Annotated in this window: 20 protein-coding genes and 1 pseudogene; 6 read left to right on the top strand and 15 right to left on the bottom strand. The window is 28.5% G+C overall.

The features are described 5' to 3' along the window. Together rnhA and AC1B00_RS03740 are read right to left on the bottom strand one after the other, a co-directional pair. Positions 1-390 (bottom strand): annotated as a pseudogene (gene rnhA, locus AC1B00_RS03745) (ribonuclease HI); the annotation flags it as partial. Then, positions 387-1,091 (bottom strand): tetratricopeptide repeat protein, encoded by a 705-nt coding sequence (locus AC1B00_RS03740; RefSeq protein WP_488848191.1) that lies wholly within the window; start codon positions 1,089-1,091, stop codon positions 387-389. The pseudogene rnhA and the gene AC1B00_RS03740, both read right to left, overlap by 4 nt. Positions 1,092-1,137: 46 nt before the next feature. Here AC1B00_RS03740 and dnaG point away from each other — a divergent pair, with 46 nt between their 5' ends. After that, the gene (dnaG, locus tag AC1B00_RS03735) at positions 1,138-2,862 is read left to right on the top strand and encodes a DNA primase (RefSeq protein ID WP_488848190.1); all 1,725 of its coding nucleotides are present in this window, start codon (positions 1,138-1,140) and stop codon (positions 2,860-2,862) included. Then, positions 2,863-3,834: an argininosuccinate synthase domain-containing protein gene (locus AC1B00_RS03730; RefSeq protein WP_488848189.1), complete on the top strand. Its 972-nt coding sequence runs from the start codon at positions 2,863-2,865 to the stop codon at positions 3,832-3,834. It abuts the gene before it with no gap. A 92-nt stretch (positions 3,835-3,926) separates the two neighbouring features. Here the strand turns inward: AC1B00_RS03730 and AC1B00_RS03725 are convergent, their stop codons facing one another. Further along, positions 3,927-4,517 (bottom strand): NAD(P)H-dependent oxidoreductase, encoded by a 591-nt coding sequence (locus tag AC1B00_RS03725; RefSeq protein WP_488848188.1) that lies wholly within the window; start codon positions 4,515-4,517, stop codon positions 3,927-3,929. Positions 4,518-4,617: 100 nt separating this feature from the next. On the opposite strand from AC1B00_RS03725, the gene AC1B00_RS03720 reads away from it, so the two are divergent. Further along, positions 4,618-4,947: a winged helix-turn-helix transcriptional regulator gene (locus AC1B00_RS03720; RefSeq protein WP_488848187.1), complete on the top strand. Its 330-nt coding sequence runs from the start codon at positions 4,618-4,620 to the stop codon at positions 4,945-4,947. An 8-nt stretch (positions 4,948-4,955) separates the two neighbouring features. Here AC1B00_RS03720 and AC1B00_RS03715 read toward each other — a convergent pair whose 3' ends face one another. From AC1B00_RS03715 to AC1B00_RS03700, 4 genes are all read right to left on the bottom strand, one after another. Next, positions 4,956-5,501, bottom strand: a complete 546-nt coding sequence (locus AC1B00_RS03715) for a hypothetical protein (protein WP_488848185.1) — start codon at positions 5,499-5,501, stop codon at positions 4,956-4,958. Between the two features lie 45 nt (positions 5,502-5,546). Next, positions 5,547-6,143, bottom strand: coding sequence for a hydrogenase-4 component G (locus tag AC1B00_RS03710; RefSeq protein ID WP_488848184.1), 597 nt, complete (start codon positions 6,141-6,143; stop codon positions 5,547-5,549). 95 nt (positions 6,144-6,238) lie between these two features. After that, positions 6,239-7,786 carry a flagellar hook-basal body complex protein gene (locus AC1B00_RS03705; protein WP_488848183.1) on the bottom strand — a complete coding sequence of 516 codons (1,548 nt, stop codon included), beginning with the start codon at positions 7,784-7,786 and terminating at the stop codon, positions 6,239-6,241. Further along, positions 7,783-8,598, bottom strand: a complete 816-nt coding sequence (locus AC1B00_RS03700) for a flagellar hook capping FlgD N-terminal domain-containing protein (RefSeq protein WP_488848182.1) — start codon at positions 8,596-8,598, stop codon at positions 7,783-7,785. The genes AC1B00_RS03705 and AC1B00_RS03700 overlap by 4 nt, the downstream gene beginning before the upstream one ends. 93 nt (positions 8,599-8,691) lie before the next feature. Here AC1B00_RS03700 and ciaB point away from each other — a divergent pair, with 93 nt between their 5' ends. From ciaB to AC1B00_RS03685, 3 genes are read left to right on the top strand one after another with little or no spacing between them, the layout of a single operon-like run. Next, complete coding sequence (ciaB, locus tag AC1B00_RS03695) at positions 8,692-10,431, top strand: invasion protein CiaB (protein WP_488848181.1); 1,740 nt, start codon at positions 8,692-8,694, stop codon at positions 10,429-10,431. Next, positions 10,432-12,519 (top strand): type I DNA topoisomerase, encoded by a 2,088-nt coding sequence (gene topA, locus AC1B00_RS03690; protein WP_488848179.1) that lies wholly within the window; start codon positions 10,432-10,434, stop codon positions 12,517-12,519. A 24-nt stretch (positions 12,520-12,543) separates the two neighbouring features. Further along, on the top strand, positions 12,544-12,951 hold the full coding sequence (locus AC1B00_RS03685; protein ID WP_488848178.1) for a tetratricopeptide repeat protein: 408 nt from the start codon (positions 12,544-12,546) through the stop codon (positions 12,949-12,951). Positions 12,952-13,125: 174 nt separating this feature from the next. Here the strand turns inward: AC1B00_RS03685 and AC1B00_RS03680 are convergent, their stop codons facing one another. The 8 genes from AC1B00_RS03680 to rsmA all read right to left on the bottom strand — a co-directional run bounded on the left by AC1B00_RS03680 (position 13,126) and on the right by rsmA (position 24,205). Continuing rightward, on the bottom strand, positions 13,126-15,561 hold the full coding sequence (locus AC1B00_RS03680; RefSeq protein WP_488848177.1) for a hypothetical protein: 2,436 nt from the start codon (positions 15,559-15,561) through the stop codon (positions 13,126-13,128). Positions 15,562-15,671: 110 nt separating this feature from the next. Then, positions 15,672-17,699 carry a TonB-dependent receptor gene (locus AC1B00_RS03675; protein ID WP_488848176.1) on the bottom strand — a complete coding sequence of 676 codons (2,028 nt, stop codon included), beginning with the start codon at positions 17,697-17,699 and terminating at the stop codon, positions 15,672-15,674. 61 nt (positions 17,700-17,760) lie between these two features. After that, positions 17,761-18,330 (bottom strand): CatA-like O-acetyltransferase, encoded by a 570-nt coding sequence (locus AC1B00_RS03670; protein WP_488848173.1) that lies wholly within the window; start codon positions 18,328-18,330, stop codon positions 17,761-17,763. 347 nt (positions 18,331-18,677) lie between these two features. Then, entirely contained in the window at positions 18,678-19,856 is a 1,179-nt protein-coding gene (locus tag AC1B00_RS03665) for an amidohydrolase (RefSeq protein ID WP_488848257.1), read from the bottom strand. After that, positions 19,847-20,611: a pseudouridine synthase gene (locus AC1B00_RS03660; RefSeq protein WP_488848172.1), complete on the bottom strand. Its 765-nt coding sequence runs from the start codon at positions 20,609-20,611 to the stop codon at positions 19,847-19,849. Before AC1B00_RS03660 ends, AC1B00_RS03665 begins: the two co-directional genes overlap by 10 nt. Continuing rightward, on the bottom strand, positions 20,611-21,534 hold the full coding sequence (locus tag AC1B00_RS03655; protein WP_239817292.1) for a KpsF/GutQ family sugar-phosphate isomerase: 924 nt from the start codon (positions 21,532-21,534) through the stop codon (positions 20,611-20,613). Before AC1B00_RS03655 ends, AC1B00_RS03660 begins: the two co-directional genes overlap by 1 nt. 9 nt (positions 21,535-21,543) lie before the next feature. After that, positions 21,544-23,448: a ribonuclease J gene (locus AC1B00_RS03650; RefSeq protein ID WP_488848170.1), complete on the bottom strand. Its 1,905-nt coding sequence runs from the start codon at positions 23,446-23,448 to the stop codon at positions 21,544-21,546. Next, positions 23,435-24,205, bottom strand: a complete 771-nt coding sequence (gene rsmA, locus AC1B00_RS03645) for a 16S rRNA (adenine(1518)-N(6)/adenine(1519)-N(6))-dimethyltransferase RsmA (protein ID WP_239817294.1) — start codon at positions 24,203-24,205, stop codon at positions 23,435-23,437. The genes AC1B00_RS03650 and rsmA overlap by 14 nt, the downstream gene beginning before the upstream one ends. Positions 24,206-24,244 lie beyond the last annotated feature (39 nt).

The following is a 24,244-nucleotide window of genomic DNA, read 5'->3' as shown; positions in this document are numbered from 1 at the left end:
TAATTCATCACACATTTCATTATAAGTATCGCCATTATGAGCTTTAACCCAAATTGCATTGATTTTATGTGATTTTGAAACTTCTAAATAATTTTTCCATAATTCAACATTTTTTTTGCCTTTAAAATCAGTCTTAACCCAACCACTAAGCCACTCATTAATTCCTTTTACTACATATTGACTATCGCTATATAAATCAATTTCACAAGCTTCATTAAGACTTGAAAGTGCATTGATACAGGCACTTAGTTCCATAATATTATTTGTTGTAGAGCTTTCTCCACCACTATCTTTTGTGATTTTGCCATCATCTAATTTTATCCAAGCCCAACCACCTGCTCCTGGATTGTTTAGGCAACTTCCGTCTGTATATATAGTTATTTTTTTCATATTTTTATCCTTAAATTAGCTTGTAAGCAATCACATCTAAAGCACTGCGAACAAAACGGAGTGTAAAATAAAGAATGCGATGAACAATATTTGCATAAATAAAATTGATTGATAGAACTAGCATCTATTACTTTATCATCTACTTTTACTTGCTTATATGAAAAATTAGGAGAGTTTTTATAATTTTTTATAAATTCTAAGTCCTTTTCATAATCATTTAAAACACATAAGCATTTATAAACTTCTATACAATCATTTATTTCATTTAATTTAAAGTGAATATAAGCAAGACTTAACAACGCTGCTTCATCTCTAGCACGATTTTTTAAAATTTTTAATAAATCTTGCTTAGCGTCATTTAACAAACCTAGCCTTAAATCACATTGTGCTAATAGATATAATAAGTCTTTATCATTACTAAATTCATTTAATAAATTGATTAAAACTTGCTTACATTCTAAAAACATTGATGCTTTAAAAAATCCATTTGCTAAATTAAGCCTTTCATCAAAACTTAAATTGCTTAAATATTTAGGCTCAAGTGCGTTAAAATTAGCAAGATATTTTTTAATATTTTTATTAGTTTGACTTTCTTTTAAACTTGCAAAGATGATTTGAGATAGTGCAATGATTAAAACAAGGCTAATTAATACTAAAATACCAAAAATAGGATTTCTATAATAGCTAAGTATTAAATCCACAAATATCCTTTAAAAAAAATTAATTAATTATACATATAATACTTTTATGATTACAAACGAGAGCATTCAAAGATTAAAAGAAAGTGTTAATATTGTTGATTTAATTTCAAATTATATTCCAGTGCATAAAAATGGTGCGAATTATATGTGCGTTTGCCCTTTTCATGCTGATAAAAACCCTAGTATGGCTATTCGTGAAAATGAAGGTTTTTTTCATTGCTTTGGATGTGGGGCTAATGGCGATGCTATAAGTTTTTTACAAAAATATAATAATTTAGATTTTATAGACGCCGTAAAAGAATTAGCAAATATGTATAACTTCGTTTTAGAAGATGATAAAAAAACAAAGGTCTATCAAAAAAACGATGCTTTAGTGGTATTAAATGATTATTATATAAGCGAATTAAATATTCGTGGGAATTTGATTTCGTATCTTGAAAAAAGAAAAATCACAAGAGATTTAAGAATTAAGTTTAATCTTGGCTACGCACCTAGCGCAAACGATACTTTAAGAGTATTACAAAAAGCAAATATTCCTTTAGAAAATGCTCTAAATGAAGGAGTTCTTAAAAAAAACGAAAATGGAGTTTATGCTTCTTTTATAGAAAGAATTACCTTTCCTATTTATGATAATACAGGCTTTTTAATAGGTTTTGGAGGACGCACACTAAATCCGCAAAATCCTGCAAAATATGTAAATTCCCCTGCTTCGGCTCTTTTTGATAAAAGCACTATTTTTTATGCTTATCACTTAGCAAAAAACGATATTAATAAGCACAAAAGAATGATAATTTGTGAAGGCTATATGGATACAATTAGCCTACATAAAGCAGGTTTAACCTACGCAGTAGCAGTGTTAGGAACTGCACTTACTAAACAGCATTTAAGACTAATTAAAAAAGATTGCTTTGTATCGCTTTGTTTTGATAAAGATGGTGCAGGATTAAATGCTGCATTTAAAGCAGGTGTATTGCTTAGTGCAAACGGCTATAACGCCGAAGTAATAAGGCTAAAAACATATAAAGACCCAGGCGAATATATTGAAAACAACGAAGAATTAAAGCTAAAATCAGAATTAAACAACGCAATAAATATCATTACTTTTTGTATTGAATATATATTCAAAAAAGAATTAGAGCTTGAATATTTAGACAAATTAAGCATAAGTAAAATTGAGCCATTTTTGATAAAACAAGCTTATTTAAAAGTCTTAGAATATACAAATACAATTGATAGTTTTTTAGCAAATACTCATCTTAAGATATTTTGCGAAAATTATGGGCTTGATTTTAATCTATTAAATGGAATAAAAGCAAAAGTTGTAGAAAAAAAACCACAAATTAAAAAAACAAGCAATATTCAAGAAGATAGAATAATTTATTTTCTAGCTATTTCTAAGGCAAATTTTAATGTTTTGATTTTAAGAGAATATTTTCAAAATCCACTAATTGATGATGTTTTAAATATGAACTATGCAAGTGCAGGACTGATTGAGTTTTTAAACAATTTTAGCAACGCACAAAAAATTGATAATATTTTAGTTTTTTTTAATAATTTAGCTAATTATTACGCAAGTTTTAATATTCTAAACGCTTCTTTATTTAAAAACTATGCAGCAGAGATTATAAAAAACTTAAAATTAATTCACAGCAAAGAAGGTTTAAAAAAGGCTTATCATTGTTTGGTTGAATTAATCTTAGTTCATAATAAAGCCTTAGATGAAGAAGAAAAAGAAAAATTAAAAGACTATATAAGAAAATTAGGAGAATAAATGAAAGCATTAGCTTTATTTAGTGGTGGTCTTGATAGTATGTTAGCAATCACTACCATTGCAAAACAAGGAATAGAAGTTGAAGCCATTCATATTGATACGGGATTTGGTGGAAGCAATTTTGAATTATTAAAACGCCGTGCAAATATGGCAGGAGCTAGCTTTAGAGTAGTTGATATTAGTAGTGCGTATTTGCAAGATGTTTTATTAAATCCAAAATATGGCTATGGAAAAGCTATAAATCCTTGTATTGATTGTCATGGTTATATGTTTAAGACTGCACTTTCTATGTGTGAAGATTTAGGAGCTTCTTTTGTAATTAGTGGAGAGGTTTTAGGTCAGCGTCCAATGAGCCAAAGAGCACAAGCATTAAATAGCGTTGCAAAACTTAGCGAAGATAAAGATAATAAGATTTTACGCCCTTTGAGTGCTAAATTACTTGCACCAACTTTACCTGAGATTAATGGATGGGTTGATAGAGAAAAACTGCTTGATTTTAGTGGCAGGGGAAGAACTAGACAAATGGAACTTGCAAATGTTTATGGATACAGCGATTATGAAAGCCCAGCTGGTGGGTGCTTACTAACCTTGCAAGCTTATAAAAACAAAATACAAGATTATTTAAAATACGATACTTTAGATAGCCAAAATGCAAAATTATTAAGATATGGAAGACATTTAAGACTGCCAAATAATGCTAAGATGATAATCTCAAGAGATGAAGCAGAAGGTATAAAAATCTTAGAATTATTAGCAAATGAAAAAATAAAAATGAGTGAGATTAAAACAGGCTTAATCGGTGCGATTTCTCTATTAGATAATAATGCTAATTTAGATGATATTAATCTTGCCTGCTCGCTTGCACTTGCTTATGCTAAAAGTCCAGATGATAAAGAATGCGAGTTTAAAGGGCAAAAATATTTTGCAAAAGCACTTAGCAAAAACGACGCTAAAAAATACTTTATAGTTTAATGAAATTCCTATTTCAAATTCTTAAAATAGGAATTAAAACTTTCTTACTAAGCCATATTTAACATTAAGTAATATGGCTTAATAATTTTAATTTAATGCTTTTTTACAATTTCGTTTAAAATATGTTCTTTATATTCTTTTAGGTATTTTTCGCCTTGATTTTCTTTATGCACGTCATAGCAAGCAAAGGTTTTAAGCGCTTTCATACCTAAAAATTCATGAGTTTTCATAATGCTTATACCAACTCCATCAATACCAACACCACCAAAAAACTGATTTTTATCTGTAAATGCCTCCTCAGGTGCATTCCAAGTCCAAGAAATCATAAATTTTTTACCTTGACAAAGCCCACCTGAGCCGTATTTTTTACTTGCATCGTTTCTACTTCTGCCGTCATTTTCCCATAATTTTCCAGCACCACTTAAATAAACTTTTGAAATATATTCCCAAACTATCCAAGGTGCATTCATCCAAAATCCTTGCACTTGAAAGATAATAATATCTGCTCTTAATATTTTTTCTACTTCAGCTTCTATCTCATACCCTTCATCAATAATGGTTTGCTCTACTTTAAAACCATTTTCACTCAAAGTATCAAATGCAACTTGACAAAGACTTGCACTTAATTTTGCTTCTGAAAACCCAAAGGCTTTAGCACCATTAATAAGTAAAACATTTTTCATAAAATCTCCTTGTGTAAAAAATGAAAAAACATTATAATTTACACCTAATTTTTAGTCAATACGAATAATTTTGTTAGATACTAACTAAAAGGAGAGTGTTATGGAATACTGGGAAAAAGAAAAATATATAGGTCAATGTGGATTTTATTATACACTAGGCTTAATTTCAAGCAAGTATAAAATGAGTGTTTTATATCTATTATCAAGACATAAGGTTATAAGATACAATGAGCTTAAAAGGCTAATTGATGGAGTTTCTTTTAAGAGTTTAACAAAAGCTTTAAAAGAGCTTGAAAGTGATGATTTAATAATTCGCACCGAATACCCACAAATCCCACCAAAGGTTGAATATAGTTTGAGTAAAAGGGGAGAAAGCTTGATTCCTATACTTGATTTAATGTGTAAATGGGGTGTTGATAATAGACAATAATCTAATTCCTATTTCAAATTCTTATAATTTTTTATTAGATATATAAGAGTTGCAATAAAGCTAATAATAAAAAATGCTAATATCAAGCTTTGTTTAAATAAAAATATATTTATTAAAGCAATAAATATAAGTCTTATGATTAATTCTTTTTTGCCTAAATTAATATTAAGATTTGTTTCATTATCACGCAAACTCAAAAACAATATCAAGAATAAAAAAGCAAAAAATATGCATATATAACAATCCGTAAAATAACTTGAAGCAAACAAAATAAAAGGAAAAAATATAATTAAAATAAATACAAATTTTTTATACTTTTTCGCCCTATAAATAAGAGTAAAAATAAGTGTAAAAACTAATATCTCTGCTAAACATCGGTAGAATTCAGTAAATTTTATATAAACACTATAATCAATTAATAATAAACCATGTATAAAAAGCGATACTAAAGAAATAACACCCCAAAACTTAAAAAAGTCATTTTTGCTTAAATTAGCATTAAAGTTTAATAAGAACACATTTAAAAAAGTTTTTAAGAAGATATTTTTAAACATTTAAAACCTAAGCCCTACTTCTAAACTAGAAGTAGGAAAAATAAATTATGCTTTAATATCTACTAGATTTCCGCCTAATTCAGCAATTTTGTCATCTATTGCTTTTACAGCTCTTTCTATTGTAGCATTTGCAATATCATCATAACCTTTGCTAAATCCGCCTAGCATTTTATCAGCTTGTTTAAATCCACGCATGATACCTTCACGACCAGCTTTTAGTTTTTCTATATCATCTCCAGCACCAGCTAGAACAAAACCAGCTATTCTATCGCCTGTTTGCTTACTTCCCCAGTAGCCATCTTCGCTAATTAATTCTTTTGCTTTTTCAGGTGTTAAATCTTGTAAATTTTCAAAACCACTTCCTAATTTGCCTAAAGTTCCTAAGAAAGTGCTAAGTTGCATTTCGTTTTTTGAAAAACTTGCGATATTTCCTTGAACGCTAAATTGAGTAGAACTTAATTGCATGCTTTGTGCTATATAAGCATTAGTAATATCCTTACCACTAACACTACTTAAGTCCCTATCTCCTAAGTCAATTCCTATATTTTTTAAATTATCTTTTATTGCATTTCTTGCATCATCTTGAGTTTTTACGCTTTTTGGCATTGTAAAGCCACTTGAGCTAACCGAACTAATACTCATAATTTCTCCTTTGTTAAATTTAAATTAATATCGGATTAATTTATAAAAACTTTAATATTTTAACAATTATTATTAATTATGAGCATTAAATTTAATTATTTCTTCATCTCAATTGCACGCTTTAACATTTGATCAGCTGTCGTAATGCTTTTAGCATTTGCTTCATAGGCTTTTTGAAATACAATAACTTGAGTAAGTTCTGTGCCTAAATCAACGTTACTTTGCTCTAAATAATTTGATTTAATCTTATATGAATTAATTACATCATTATTTGCGTCTTTAAAAAATATTGCATTTCCACTATCAGGAGTGGTGCTAAATTCATTTTCGCCATTTTTATGAAGACCTTGCTCGTTTATAAAATTAAATATTGCAAACTTAGCAACAGCTTGAGATTTGCCATTTGTAAAGTTTGCTAATATATTTCCCCTATCATCAATATTGTAATCTCTTAAAATACCTGCAGGATAGCCATCAGCTGATACATAACGCTCTATTTTTGCATTATCAATGCAGGTTAATCCATCATAACCGCCTTTATTATCCCCACCTGCTGTTCCTAGATTTAGATTAATTCCACCTATATTTGTTAGTTCATTGATTTTTAAAGAGCCATCAGGATTAAAAATAATATTTCCACTTACTTCTTCTAAAACATTTCCTTTAGCATCTTTTAACACAGCAGTAGCCTTAAAATCTAAATCTTTTATCGCTTGAATTTGCAAATCAATCTTTCTTATATTTCCATTTGCATCATAAGTTGCTATGTCAAATTTATTAATAGCTCCTACCTTTACACTCTTTACTTGCTTTGCACTAAAGCTTTTTACATTTCCACTAATTTGTTTTTCTAATTCCCCAAACTCATTTGCATAAGCTTCAATAGTTTCGCTTCCACTTCCTCTATCAACTTCTAAAAATATTCTTGCATTTGGCTCTAAATTACTTGCTTTAAAAGTACTTTTATTATTTTCTGCAAAAAGCTCAATATTTTTAATTTCTGTATATTCATCTACTTCTTTAAATTCATTGCTAAGATTTGCCTTAACATCTACATTTGTAGTTGCAATTGCATTCATAAAAAGTGTTTTTGGCAATTTTATAGGGCTTTGTGCATTTGGCTCATTTAGTTTAATATTTAAATCATTATTTGATATTGTATAACCAGCGTTTGAGCTAATATTTCCATACATTTGTTTAATATTATCATTCATAGTACTTGCATTAAAACCTGCATTCATAGTGCCAAGCACAAATCTTCCAAAACTATCAACCAAATTATAATCAGCATCAATGTTAAAAGCACCATTTCTAGTGTAATAAGTATTGCCATCATAATCTTTTATGCCATAAAAGCCTTTTCCTTCAATAGCAACATCAAAGGTATTTTGACTTGCTACTAAAAATCCTTGCTTTTGAGAAAAAGTTGAGCTTAGACCACTTGCAGCAAGTCCTACTTGATTTGCTCCAAAATTATTAAGCCCACCAACATCAACTCCTGTTTGATAAAAAATATCTTTAAACTCAGGAATAGCAGCCTTGTAGCCTACTGTGTTAATATTGGCAATATTATTTGCTAACAAATCCATTCCGAAGCTATGTGTTTTTACCCCACTAACTCCGTTATAAAGTGAACGCATCATAGTTTTTCATCCTGAAATTGTTTAACTTCATCAAAGCTTATTTGTAAATCTCCAGCATTCAAATATGCCTTGCCATCTTCAAAGGTAACGCCGTCTATTTTAAAATATCCACTAGGAATTTTTACTATATTTCCATTTTCATCTTCGTATTCTGCAAGGAATTTGAATTCGCCCTTTTCTCTAATAGTTCCATCTTCATATCTTGTATCCCACAAGAAATTGTTATTTCCTTTTATAATATGGTCTTTACTTATAGTAAAACCATCAATTTGTTCGTATTTATCATTAAATACTCCAATTCTTACATCGCTAGGAGCACCATTTGGAAAGTATAAGTTAAATGGTAAATCCACTGCCTTACCATCATGAGTAAAGCCATCTTTTTTAAGTATTGCCATTTTACCAACTGAATTAATCATTCCAATTCCAACGCTATTGCTAAGCAATTCCATTCTTTTTGCAAGCTCATCCATTGTTTTATTAGTTTTTTCTTGGGTTTCAAGTGCTGCTAATTGGCTTGTTTGAGTTAGCATTTTATCACTATCCATAGGGCTTGTTGGGTCTTGATGTTTTAATTCTTCAAGCAATAATCTCATAAAAGCTTCTTGAGAAATCTTAGCATTAGGGTTTGTTCCATCAGCTTCTTTTAAAGCTTTAGCTTCTGCTTCTTGCTTTTTAATATCACTTGTATGGGTTGTATTATCTAAGCTAAATCCTGCATCTCTTTGCTTTTTGGTTAAATTATCAACATTTTGTTTTGATATGTCAGTTCTTACACTACTCATTGTATTATTCATAGGTGAAATTGCCATTTTCTTATCCTTGTTCAAAATAATTTATAACATATAGCAAAGTGTGTTCCACATTTAAAGATTTTTGGCAAAATGCGAAAAAAAGGAGAAGAAATGTTAAGTGAAATTATAAAAAATCACGAATTAAACTTATTTAATTTATATAATCTAAAAAACACAAGCGAACATGAATTAAGCAAAATAATAAATAACGCCTTAGATGAATTAGGCTTAGAAAATAATGATTTAAACTTTAATTCTTTCTTATTAAGAATTATTGAATTAAACACTACAAATTATGAAAATACTTGCAAGAAAAATAATATTAATTTAACTAAGGCAAAAAACTTAGCTTATAAAATAGCAAAAGAATTTTATGAAAAAAGACATTTAGAATTAATCACAAATCTAAGCCCTTATTTAAATGAGTTTTATATAGATTTATTACATTTAGTGCATAAAATTGGGCTTATTTTTAATAGTATTCAGCCAAAATGGAATGAAGTAATTAATAAAAATAATGAGTTTTTTAAAAGCTTAGAAAATCCTTATGATTTTATTAAAAACAATAAGCTTTATTATCTTGATGAAAAAGGCGAAATCGCAACTAGGATTTACGCACTTGCTATTAATTTAGACACTAAACCAGAACTAAAACCATACTCTGAGTATTTTAGCGATGAGTTTAGAAAAATTAATGAATATTTTAATGAATTTTTTGCTAAAAATCACAAAAATGAGCCTTATATAAAATATCTTAAAGCCTTGCAAAATGCTTTAATGAGTAAAGAATTAAATCTTAAGCCTTTTCAAGATGCTGAGATTACTTGGATGGGGGTAAAAGACTTTATTCAAGTAGGACATTTCTTAGAATACTATGAAGATGCTTTCACTCACTCGGTTGCTATTGAATGGGATATTAGAATTGATGATTCATATAATTTTAATAATGAAAACTTTGTAAATAAAATGAAGACAAGCCTAAATAAAATCTATGAAGATAGCAATATAAATTGTATAAGTGCATTAAATCTTAGCCTTGCAAATCTAAATAAAATAGAACTTCATATAAGCAAACCTGCGATTTATTACGGAGCTGAGCTAAATGGTTTATTTTCAGCTCAAGTTGTGCCAAATGATGAATTTGTATCGGCAAATTATGGCAAAAAAATCTTCGCATTTTTAGATTTTGTCTATAAAAAAGCAAAATCAAAACCAAAAACTATGCTAAATCAAAAAGTATTTAGCAAAGACTACAACGACTATACGCAAAGCGTTTTAGATGATGAGTTTTTATGGAAAAAGATTTATGAAATTAGCACAATAGGACATGAAGCAGGACATATTTTCTTTATAGATAGCGATACTGAAAGCCTTATGAATAAAGATGGAGTATTTAAAAATATTGAAGAATTTAAAGCTAGTGCTGGTGGGGTGTATGATTTTTTAAATAACTTAGATGAAAAATACCAAAAGCCACTTTTAGCAAATATTACAAGCCGTGCAATATCTTTAATGGCTTATAAAAGCACTAAAGAAATAGAGCCTTATTATTGCGAAGGGCTTATATTTTTAGAGATTTTATTTAAAAGCGAAGTTTTAAAATTAGGCGAAAATACTTTAGTAGAAGTAGATTTAAATAGATTTAGTGAATTTGCTAATGAGTTTTTAAAAGTTTATTTAAATCTTGCTAAAACATATTTAAATAAAGAAAATGCGAATAATTTTTTAAAAAATTATGTAGTGTTAAAAGATTTAGAATACATTAGCAAAAACGAAAATATTGTAAAACTTGGCGATGAGTATAGAAGACTTTATGATGAATACGCTAATGTTTTAATAAAAGGAGAATAAATGAGTAATACCCTAATAATAGTAGAATCACCTAGCAAAGCAAAAACAATTTCAAAATTTGTAAGCAGTGATTACTCAGTAATCGCTAGTAAAGGTCATATTAGGGATTTACCTAAAAATAGGCTTGGAATTAGTATAGAAAATGGACATTTTGAGCCTGATTATGAAATAAGCAAAACTCATGCAGGTATAGTAAAAGAGCTAAAAAGCCTTAGCAAAGGTGCAAAAGTTTTACTTGCAACTGATGAAGATAGAGAAGGAGAAGCAATTGCTTATCATCTTGCAAATATCTTAGGCGGCGATGTTTTAAGCTATGATAGAATTGTATTTCACGAAATTACAAAAGATGCTATATTAAACGCTATAAAACACCCTAGAAAAATAGATTTAAACAGCGTAAATGCCCAACAAGCAAGGCGTATGCTAGATAGAATTGTGGGCTTTAAACTAAGTGGCTTGCTATCAAGCAAAGTTGCTAGTAAGCTAAGTGCTGGAAGAGTTCAAAGTGCAGCCTTAAGATTAATCGTATTAAAAGAGCGTGAAATTAGAAATTTCGTAAGCATTGAATATTATGAACTTGATACTAAATTTAAACAAGATTTAGAAGTAGAATTAATAGAATATGAAGGCAAAAAAATAGCAAAAACAAGCCTAACTGATAAAGCCTTAGCTGATGAGATTTTAAAACACATTAAAGGTGCTAGATTTAGCGTAGATGAAGTAAATATAAAAGAGCGTAAAGATAGCCCAAAACCACCTTTTATGACCTCAACACTTCAACAAGCTGCTAGCTCAAAATTAGGCTTTTCACCGAAAAAAACAATGATGTTAGCACAGACTTTATACGAAGGCGTTCAAACTCATGCAGGTTTTATGGGTGCTATAACTTATATGAGAACAGATAGTTTAAACTTAAGCGAAGAAGCAATTAAGGCTGCAAGAGAACAAATTAACAAAAATTACGGAAAAGAATATGTTCCAAGCAAAGCAAGAGTTTATGAGACAAAAAACAAAGGCGCTCAAGAAGCTCACGAAGCAATTCGTGTAACTAATACAGCCTTTACTCCAGCAATTGCTAAAGAGTATTTAAAACCAGATGAATATAAATTATATAAGCTAATTTATGATAGATTTTTGATGACTCAAATGGCTGATGCAAGGATAGAAAATAATACTATTTATATCACAAGCGATAAGGCTAAGTTTAAATTAAGCGGAAGAAGAGTGCTATTTGATGGGCATTTAAAACTTAATGATGATGCTAGTGGAGATAAAATATTGCCTAATTTAAATAAAGGCGATGAAATGACTTTACAAAGTGCTAAAGTAAAGACACTTCATACAGAACCACCTGCAAGATACAATGAAGCAAGTCTTATTAAACAGCTTGAAGAATTAGGCATAGGAAGACCTTCTACATACGCTCCTACAACAAGCCTTTTAATAGATAGAGATTATGTAAATGTTGAGAAAAAACAGCTAATTCCTAGTGAAAAAGGTGAAAAAATTATAGAATTTTTAGAAGAGCATTTTATGCAAATTGTAGATGCTAAATTTACTAGCACTATGGAAGAGCGTTTAGATGAGATTGCAACCCATGGGCGTGATTTAGATGAAGTTTTAAACGAATTTTATGAGCCATTTATTACAAAAATAAATGATGGAAAAACAAGCATTCAAAGTCAAAAACAAGTTGAAAAATTAGGCGAGAATTGTCCTGATTGTGGCAAAGAATTATTAATTCGTGAAGGAAGATTTGGCAAATTCATAGCTTGTAGTGGCTATCCTAAATGCAAATATTCAAGGAATTTAAACGAAACAGCAAACGAAACGAAAGAAGAAAAACCAAAAAAAGAAGTAGTAAAGCTAGAAGTTCCTTGCCCTAAATGTGGTGGGGATTTAGTGCAAAGATTTTCTAAGCGTGGAGCATTTTATGGATGTAGCAACTATCCAAAGTGTAATTTTATAAGCTCATATCCATTAGCTAAAGAAAAATGTGAATGTGGTGGAACTATGATTATTAAAGAGCTTAAAAAAGGAACATTTTTAGAATGCTTAGAATGTAAGCAAAAAACAAACAAGGAATAATTATTAACTTTTAGGAGTAAGTTGATGAAAAAAATTATCTTAGCTTTAGCCTTTTTAGGCTCAAGCTTAGCAAACGAAAGCGATATTTTGATGCTTGTTTATACTATGAATAAAGATAATCAAGCCGAAGCTTTAAGATTAGGCAAATACTATCCAAAATCACAAAAAGATAAAATGAATATAATGACAAAATGCCATGATGGTGATTTGGTATATTGCAATAATTTAGGCTATTTATATACAAATAGCATAGGTTTTGCAAAGGATAGTAATAAGGCATTGCAAATCTTTACAAAAGCTTGTGAAAATAATTTAGCAATATCTTGCTATAACCTAGCTCAAATGACAAATAACAACAATAAAAGGCAAGAATATCTTAAAAAAGCTTGTAAGCTAGGAGATAAGTATTCTTGTGATTTATTAAGCGAATAAATAAAATTAGCTTTTGTTAAATTAGCACAACTTAAAATCAAATTCCTATTTCGTAATTCTTTTGGAATTTATTATTTCAATTGCATTTTGACATAATAAGCCCTACCCTTTAAAAAAACAAAAGAATTTGAATTCGGAATTTCAAATCAAATTCTTATTTCATAATTCTTAAAATTAAAAGCTATATCCAAGCGAAGCTCTGAATGAATAAGAATCAAAATCTTTATTTAATAAAGTTTTTGATAAATCAAAATAAATATGCAAATTATCTTTTAATAAAAAGTGAGTTTTGATACCTAATTCTAAAGATTTATGTTTATTAAGCTCTAAGATTTCTTTAGAATATCCATCTCTTAAAATCATTTCTCTTTGTTTTGAAAGTTTTTGATAATAATTTGAGCTAAAAGCTAAATCAAAATCATAAGTTTGATAAATCAAATCAAAGCCTAGTTTATAATATAAATTATTTTGTTTTAATAATTTAACCCTTATATCTTTATTTTTAAACTTTGTCTTAGGAAAATACTCAAAAATCATTGCGATATTTGGTTTAAACATAATAAGATTGTCGTATATTAAACCAAATTCTAGCTTTGTATTAGCGTGAAAATATTTACTATCTAAAATCCCAAAATCATCAAGATTTACTTTATTTGTGTGTTCGCTATATTTAAAATCTGTGTTTATATAATAATCTTTAAAATCAAAATTAGCGTATATTCCACCACCTTTGATTTTGTGATAAGTGTTTTGCGTATCAAGCTTATATAAGAAAAATCCTAAATTATTATTAACATTAAAATAATCATTAAATTTATTAAACTTTAATAAAGTCATTTGATAATTATCATCGTTTATATCGCCACTATGGTATTCGTAATTAAAAGAATCTTTATTAATATCATCAAAATTAAGCCTTAAAATAGCGTAATTTAATAATTCGTTTTTATAAAATTTGTCCTTAATATTTGCTATTATTTTTCTATCTACGCCAACTTTATTTAAGGCTGAATCAAAAGCATAAATTCTATCTTTGCTAACATTTTCAAAAATATTTTTATATTCATCTTTAAATAATTCGTTTATATCACTAATTCCTAAAGAATTAAAATCTCCTATACCTAATAAAAACGCTCCGTTTTGATTAATCTTAGCTACAAGCTCTTTATCAAAACCAAAAACACTAAAGCCTTTTATAGTGTAAAGCGAAAAATCATTCATAATATCTTTATTAGTTTTAGCTAATAATATAGGATAAAAACCTGTGCTTGGGTCGTAATTAAGAATTTTAATTGAGTTATTTTCTCCATTTATTTCTTCGGTAACTACGATAGAACCGCTAAAACCATCGTTAAAATACACTACAAACTCACTATCTTTAGCATATAGTTTTTTAGTTCTAAAACCACCATAAACTTGAGAATTATCCAATACATTTAAGCTATCAAAATTCATATTAGTTGAATTAAGCAAAGTATGACTTGCTAAAAAATTTCTAGCATTTATAGAATTATTTACTACCTTACTATAAGCAATCTCATAATCTCCACCATCTAAATCATTGCTAAAAAATGAAGCATTTGCGTATAAATACGCATTATTAAATTGAGTAATCTTACCTGCGAAATGACTTTTATAAGCGCTAAAATTATCATAATTTTTTATTTCTTGAAAATCTGAATACATACAATCAAGATTTAAATGATTTTCTAGACTATTTTGAAAATGTAGCCTTGCTCCTATAATATCGCCTTTATTAATAGTTGGACTTGTAAAGGTTATTTCATTTCCTATTATCCAACCTTCTTCATAGTTTTCAACTACGTCTTTAAAATTAACATAATCTCCTAATATCATTGAATTATTAAAGACTTTTTGAAACTCCATAGTTTCACCTGAAATAGTGCTTTCTAAATTATTATTTAAAGTCGCATTAAAGATTAAATTATCGCCGTTGATAGTATCATTATTATGTACTTCGCCATTAAAAGTAATATTGCTACCATCAATTACCGATTCATTAACTACTTCATTAAATTCTGCACCACTACCTATAAAAATATAAGAATTATCACTATTTGTAACCTTACCATTAAAGATAAGATTGCTGCCTGATATCAAACTATTAGATTCGTTTAAAACTTCTCCATTAAAAGTTAGATTATCTCCGAAAATCCAACCATCATAATAATTTATAAAATTATTAAAAGTATTAAAATCTCCGTAAATTAAGCCAAAATTATGTGTATTTGCAAAATCATTACCACTACCCTCAACAATGCCATCATAAGTATTTGTAAAAGTATTGTTAATAATAGTATCCGAGCTTAAAAAATATCCATTATTTATAAATTCATTTATATTATGACCTGAGCCTTCAAAAAAGCCATCATTATTTACTATATTAAATATAGAGTTATCTCCGTGCAAAATAGCTCCATAATTATTATTAAAAGTTCCTAAAAGCTCATTATTATCGCTACTTATAGTGCCATTATTATTAACTTCTTCGCTGGTTTTAATAGGAGTTGTAATCTCATCAAACTCATCAATGTCTAAAGCAAAAATATAAGATAAGCTTAGTAATAAAATTAAATATTTTTTAAACAATTTGCACCTTCAAAGAAAATAAAGCTTATTATATTTTAAAAATAGCTAATATTTTCATTTTTCAAATTCCTATTTCAAATTCTTGAAAATAAAAGGCAAATAAATGCCTTTTAAAATCTATAACTTATGCTAAATCTAAAGTCTCTTCCAGCTTCCCAATCAGCGCTTTTAGCACTTTTGTAGCTTCTTTTGTAGTGTGAAAAATATAGTTTATTAAAAATATTATTAACACTAAAACCTAAATCAAGATTTTTATTTACTTCGTAATTTACATAAAAATCATGCTTTGCATAAGCTGGTTTAATATAATCATCTACTAAAATAGAGCTAAAATAAATTAAATCATATCCAAAAATAAAATTTTGATATAAATATTCAAGGTTTAAAGTATATTTATCTCCTGCATCACTATAAGCTAAAGCATATCCAGCTCTTACTAAACTATCTTTTTCATCATAAGTTCTAGCTCTTGAATAACCAAGCCTTGATTTAAACTGCTTGTAGCTAAAAATTGCTTCTAAATCAACTCCGTAAATATTATATTTTCCACCATTTAGCCTTGTATAATATCCACCTGCTTCGCCAATTCTTTTAGTCTCTTCTCTAATTAGGTTTTTGTAAAATCTATTATAGTATTTTGCACTTGCACCCATAGTAAAATCATTTATTTCTTTAAGATAGTCAAGCCCAAACTCATATCCATAACCGCTTTCGTATTTTAAATCTTCATTTGTTTTTAGCTTTGCTCTATTTTCACGCAAAACAATCATTTCAAGTGGGTCAATTCCTTTAGAAATCTTAGAATATCCTGCGTAAATTGAAAAATCTTTAGAAAAATTATATTTAAGTCTTGCAGCATAATCAATTGAATTAAAATTATGCTTTATTCTATCTTGATTTAAATTAGCAATTGTATTGATTTTATAATTATTAAACTTAGTTCCTAAAATCAAATCAAAATCTCCTAAACTCATCTTATCTTGTAAAAATACTGAAAGAGTTTGAGAGATATCATTTGAAGCTGGTGTGAATTTTTCATAAATTGCTATATCTTTACTTAAATTATATTTATAATAATTATTCTTAACATAGCTTTGGGTATTAAAATATTCAAGCCCGTAAGTAAAAAGATGAGAAATATCAAATGTTTTTAATTCACTTTTATTATCAAGATATAATCCATAAGTTTTAACTCCACCTTTTAAATATTCTAAAACATCTTCTTTTAAAAGATTTTTTTGCTTCCAGTTATCAAGCTCAAGCGCTCTATTTGTATAATAAGTCTTAAAATTAAGATTTATATATTCATCTAAATCATAATTATAATCAAACACAAAGGTATTTCTTCTCATTTCTTGATTAATCAAATCAAACGCCCTTGTTCCTGCACTAATTAAGTTAGCTCCTTGATAATAATCATAAGCAACACTTCCAGCCCATTCAGGTACTAATGGATAATCGCCTTTATATTCAACATTTTCATAACTTATATTTAAATTATGCTCATCTTTAGTATATCCACCCTTTAAAAGATAGCTTAAATTATTGCCTTTTCCACCGCTTTCGTGCTTTAAAGCGTCTTTTGAAAAGCTATGGTTTTTATGATTTATATAAGCTAATAAATGTAAGCCATTGTCGCTTTTGCCATAAGTTTGCAAGCTTTTTTGCCATTCTTTATTATTACTCGCAAAGCTTGTTTTAATCTTTGCTCCTAAATGCTCGTTAGCTTCAAGTAAATCAAGTGCATTTAAGGTATTAAACTTAACGCTACCTGCTAAAGATGAAGAAATAATATTTAAATTATCAGTATTTATCTCAATTGCTTTTAAAATATCAGTATCAACGACTAAATCAGCTGAGTGATGCCAGTTATTTCCAACTTGTCTTGCTCCATCTATGCTAATATTTACTGCCCTATCACTCATTCCACGCATAAATATTTTTTGATTTAAATTATTTGTCCCACCTAAATAAATGCTAGGAAGATTTCTTAAAATATCTCTTGTGCTTGTTGTGTTTTTGTTTTGAATGCTAAACTCATCAATGGAATTTGATTTTACATTTATTAAATCAAGTTCAACATTAGCATAAGCACCCCCCCCCATTAGCAAAATTACTGCAATACTAAAACGAAACATAAGTTCTCCTTAATTAATAATAAAAGCAAGCATTAAAGCATTTTATTATTAATAATTATTTTCATTTTAATAATTCAGCAAGATAATCATAAAATTTTTTAGCCTTTGCAAGGTCAAAAAAAGCATGATGAAAATTAGCGTAAATTACTAATTCTTCACTATCTTTTAAACTTGTAAATATAGGTTGATAAAACTCAAAGCCATTTTTTAAATGCAAAGAAAAAGAATCAAAATAACCCTTAAAACTTGATACATAAAAACAATTAATATCACTTTGTTTTAAGCTAAAAGCTAAAGGTGATTGCAAAAATAATTCATAATCTTTTTCATAATTTCTTACAAATTCTTCATAATTACTAGAATAATTTGTAAAGGTATTTACAATCTCTTGGTTTTTTTCTAAAACATACGCAGGATTTAAGACATTAAATTCTACTATTTCGCCATTTATTACGCTTAATTTTAATTCTTTTGTATCATTTACAACCTTACTTAAATTAAATAAAAAATCCACATTTTTAAGTTTTTTAATTTTAAATCTTTTGCTTACTTCAAATCTACTATTTGCACTACTTGTATAAACCTTAAATTTATCTAATTCATAGTTTGATAAGAAAGCTTTTTTATACATTTTAAACCTTTTTTATGATTTCGTAATTCCTATTACAAATTCCTTCTGCAATTTCTTTAACATGGCTTATTAAAATCATAGAATTTTCATAAGCTTGGCAGTGTTTTATAAATTTTTTTATAGCATTTTTATTAAGTCCAACTTCTAATTCATCTATGATTAGTAATTTTGCTTTTACAAAAATACTATTTTAAATCTTTTTGATAAGTTTTAAATTCTAATAAGATAATCTTTAATTCATAAATCTAATCACAAAGACTTAAAATTTTTAATATATTTTATTTAATTTAACTCATAAAAACCTATTTCAAATTCTTATTTTAAAAACAAGAATTTGAATTCGGAATTTAATCTTTTAAATAGTCTAAAACTAAAGTAGAAAAATACTTGCTAGCAAGCAATAAAACTTCATCATTAAAATCATATTCAGGATGATGAAGGTTCGCGCTATCGCCATTGTTTATGAAAGCATAAGTTCCTTTTACCTCATCTAAGAATGCTGAAAAATCTTCGCTACCCATTAAATGCGGATGATTAAACTCACAATCATTTTCACCAAATGCTTTTATAGCTGCATTTTTTGCAATGTCGTAAGCTTCATCATTATTTATTGTTGCTTTTATATTTTCTGCTCTTTTAACATTTACTTCTAAATTAAATGCTGCTGCAATTCCTTTTGCAATTTCGTTAATTCTTTTATGAATAAAGCTAAGCTCATCATTGCTAAGCCCTCTTACATTTATCATAACAGTTGCTTCATTTGGAATAATATTAAATGCTTTTGTTGTTCCTGCTAAAAAGCCTGTAACATTTAAAACACTATCTTTTAATTCAAGAGATTTAAAAGTATATAAAGCATTTACGAAATTATTTGCAACACTTATTGGGTCTTTACATAAATGTGGAGCTGACGCATGTCCGCCTAAACCTATAAAATCAACCCTATAAGCACTAACTCCAGCCATCATAACGCCGCGCTTCATAAAAAACTTTTTGTTTTCATAGCCTTTCATTTGAGAGCTTGGCATATTGTGAATTCCATAAATATAATCAACCCTAAAGCGTTCTAATGCTTTATCTTTTATCATTCTCATTGCACCACTTAATAATTCTTCATCGCAGCATTCTTCAGCAGGTTGAAAAAATAAATTAAGTGTTCCATTAAATTCAGCACTTGCTAAATACTTTGCAGCCATTAAAAGCCCTGCAGTATGTCCATCATGCCCGCATGCGTGCATACAGCCGTTTTTGCTTGCATAAGAAAAATTATTACATTCATTAATACTAAGTGCGTCCATATCTGCTCTAAGACCTATGCTTTTAGCTGAGTTACCCTTTTTAAGCACTCCTACAACGCCGGTTTTTCCAATGCCTTCATAAACTTCGTATCCAAATTCTTTTAGCTTATTTGCAACTAATTTTGCTGTATTTAGCTCATTAAATCCTAGTTCTGGATTTTGATGAATAAAATGTCTTAATTCTTTAAATTCCTGATACAAATTCTCTAAATTTTTCATTAGTAATATACCTTATTTTCTTTTAAAAAGCTTCTTAAGTCTTCATACTCGCTATTAGTTAAAAATCTATATTTTTTAGGTTTTAAAACACCTAAATCAACTCTACCAAAAGCTACTCTTTTAAGCTCAACAACTTCTAAATCAAACTCAGCAAAAAAACGTCTTAACTCTCTATTTTTACCTTCATCAATTATAACTCTTAGCTTTGTATATCCGCCACTACTTCCAAATATTTCGTATTCTAAAAATGGCTTTAGGCTAAGATTTGTGATTTTGCTTTTTGGGTGTGCTCCTTTTAAGCTATTTACAATTTCAAGCCCATTTTCCATAGCATTGATTACTTCTTTTGTGATTGTTCCTTTAATTTTCAAATAATATTCACGCTCTAGGTTACTTTGCATTAAAAAATCAGCTATCACAGGACTATCAACTAATAAAAGCATCCCAGTAGATGCGTAATCTAGTCTTCCAACAGGATTAAAATGTCTAAAATCTCTTGGTAAATTATCAAATATCAAAGCTCTTCCACGCTCATCTTTATGACTTACCAATTCGCCTTTATCTTTGTGATATACGATTACGCTAAATTCGCTTTTTTTATAAATTCTTTTACCTTTTACAAAAACTTTATCACTAGCTTCAACTTCGCTCCAATCTTCTAAAACGACTTTATTATTGATTTTTACTAAACCTTCTTTAATTAGCTTATCAGCTTCTTTTCTTGAATATTTGCTATTGTGTGCAATAAATTTATTAAGTCTCATCACTCATCCAATAATTGTAATAAACCTATTATTTTTTCATCTTCAACAACTACTAAAATAGATATTTTGTTCTCTTTCATATAAGAAAACGCCTTGTGAGCTAGCTCTGTTTTTATTATTGTTTTAGGATTTTTACTTGCATATGTTAAGGCTAATTGTTCTAAAGAAAAATCTTCTTTTGCCATTGCTCTTCTTAAGTCTCCATCGCTTAAAAATCCAAGTAATTTTTCATTATCAACTATTAAAGCACAACCAAAACTAGCCTTACTCATACATAAAATTGCTTCTTTTAAATTAGCGTCTTTATTAATAATAGGAAGATTATTTTTATGCATTAAATCACTTACTTTTACATAATATCTCTTACCTAAAGCTCCACCAGGATGATTTATACCAAAATCACTTACACTAAAATCTCTTAAAGCAATTACACAAGCTAGTAATGCGTCTGCTAAAGCTAGTGTTAGAGTTGTTGAACTAGTTGGTGCAGGTAGGTTTGTGATTGCTTCATTACAATTTGTTGCGATATTAAATAAGCATGAATTAGCTAGTGGAGAATTACTTTGTGAAATACTAATTAAAGTACAAGCTCTATCTTTTAAAAAAGGAATAATTTTTAAAACTTCTTCGCTTTTTCCACTAAATGAAATTAAAATTACTAAATCTTCTTTAGAAATATTTCCTAAATCTCCGTGCATTAATTCACTTGCATGAATAAAAAACGACTTTACTCCACAACTAGCAAATGAAGCAGCAATTTTGCGTCCAACTATGCCACTTTTACCAACTCCAACCACTATTAAATTGCCCTTACAATCATTAACTAAATTAGCAATTTTAATAAAACTCTCATCTAAACTTAAAGCCGCTTCTTCTAAAGCGAAAGCTTCTCGCTTTAGAATGTTTTTTGCAATTTCTAGCATAATTTATCCTTAATGTATATTTAATAATAAATATGGATATTTCTTATACTTTTTAAAGAAATACTTTTTAAGTGCGTTTCTTAGTGCTGGCTCAAAAGCTTTTTTGTCTTTCATAATGCCTTCTTTTGCATCTGCAATGAATAATTTAATGTAATTACTCACATCAGTTCCAAAATCTTGAGCTAGTTTATTTGATACAAGACCAAAATTTATAATATGTGCGTGATTTAGAGTTTTTGCACCCATATTTATATGAAGATTTAGCTGAACTATTCCATGCTCTGCTAGATTTTTTCTAGTATTTAATAAATCATCTTGAACTTCTCTATCTACTTGATTATCTATATAAGTCTTTCCTGTTTTAACACTCTTTAGTTTTCTTAATTTATTCCAGCTTATTTCCATTTGATCGCCGTTATCTAATAAATAAATATTTCTTTCATTTACACCACAAGCAATAGCACTAGCTTTGTGCTTGCTAATATGAGAATATTCTCCATGAACAGGTAGAAAATATTTAGGTTTTACTAATCTTAATATTAATTTTTGCTCTTCAGCAGCTGCGTGTCCGCTTACGTGAATTTCGCTAAATTCTTGATAAGCAACACTTGCTCCATGACGCATTAATAAATCAATCACACCTGAAACACTTGCTTCATTACCTGGAATTGCTTTTGCACTTATTATTATTTGATCATTTGGCTTAATCTTTACATGTTTATGCTCACTTGTTGCCATTCTATATAATGCACTCATACTCTCACCTTGTGAGCCAGTAGTAATGATCAAAATCTCTTCGTCAGGGAATTTATCAAGTTCATCAGCACTTATGAAAATCTTTTTATCAAATTTTAAATAACCTAACTCAATTGCTGTAAATAAGTTTCTTTCCATTGAACGGCCTATAATACAAACTTTTCTATTATAAACTAGAGCTTGAGAAATCGCTTGATGAATTCTGTGAATATTTGAGCTAAATGTACTCATTATCACACGACCTTTACAGCGTGAATAAATTAAATCAAATGTAGCCCCCACAGTGCTTTCACTCTTAGTTACACCTTCGCGGTAACTATTAGTGCTATCACTAAATAGACATAAAACTCCCTTTTCGCCATAATAAGCTAAACGATGTAAGTCACTCGCATAGCCATCTATTGGAGTGTGATCTATCTTAAAATCTCCTGTATGAATGATAGTTCCTGCAGGTGTATTTATAGCTAAAGCACAACTATCAATAATACTATGTGTTATATGAATAAACTCAACCTTAAATGAGCCGATTTCATATATTTCACGCTTTGTTATAGGTCTAAATAATTTGCACTTATCTTTAAGTCCGTGTTCGCTAAATTTATTTGAAATCATTCCTAATGGAAGCGGAGTTGCATAAATAGGAAAATCAAATTCTTTATAAAAATAAGGCATCGCTCCGATATGATCTTCATGAGCGTGAGTAATTAATACAGCTTTAACCTTATCTTTTATCTTTCTAATATATGAAAAATCAGGCACTACAATATCAACACCTAAAGTATCGGCATCAGGAAAGCTCATTCCAACATCAATGATAATTGCTTCATCTTCATATTCAATTACGCTCATATTTCCACCTATTGCACCTAACCCACCAAGTGGAGTGAATTTCACGCTAGCATTACCTTTATAATTAATCCACGGGCTTAATCTTTTTTCTTGAGCTTTTTCGTTTGCTTTCATTGATTCAGCTAAAGCTTTTTGCCAATCTAAATCACCTTTTAAAGAAGCTGGTAAGATTTTTTTCTTGCGTTTTTTCTTCTTTTTTGATTTTTTTTCGTCAATTTCTTCTTCTAATTCTTCTAAAAGTTCATCTTCATTTTCTGCGTTTTCATAACTTCTAGCTATTTTTGTCTTATTTAATTCATCTATACTCATTGTCATCCTTTAGTAATTTAAAAATTTCTAAGAATGATTTAACCGATACCTCATGAGCTCTTACATTTTCGTTTATTCCTAATAAATCTAATGCTTTTTTTACTTTTTCTTTATTTGAAAATGAGCTTAGCATTTTTTTTCTAGGTTGATTAAAGGCTGTTTTTATAAAAGCATTAAAGCCTTTTATATCCTTTTTATCCATTAAACTTGGCTTTTTAATAAGCTTAATTACGCTTGAATTTACTTTCGGCATAGGCACAAAAGCACTAGGCGGTACTTCACAAACTAGTGATTTTTCACAAAGTAATTCAGTAATTACGCTTAAAGCACAATAATCATCGCCAAAAAATCTATCAGCAAGCTCTTTTTGAATCATAACAAGCATACCTGTGCAGTTATCATCAAACAAAGCATTTAGGATAATTTGCGAACTAATATAATACGGCAAATTAGCACATATAAAATAAGGCTCATCACTAATCTTCACGCTCATAACATCAGCATTAATTAATGTAAAATCTCCACTTAAAATCTCTTTATTAAAACGCTCATTTAAAATAGGTATCAAACTATCATCTATTTCAATACTAGTGAGCTTAAAACCACTTTTAAGTATAGGAGCAGTTAAATCACCTAAGCCAGGCCCAATCTCAATTAAAATTGACTTTAAATCTTTGGGTATCGCTTGGATGATCTGCTGTTTTACTAATTCATCTTTTAAAAAATTTTGTCCGAATTTCTTTTTTGCCTTAATCATTGCAGGAGTATAAAGAAAAATATTTAATACTTAGAAAAA

This window comes from Campylobacter sp. DY7 (genome assembly GCF_057802535.1).
This window is presented reverse-complemented; position numbering and strand designations above follow the sequence as displayed.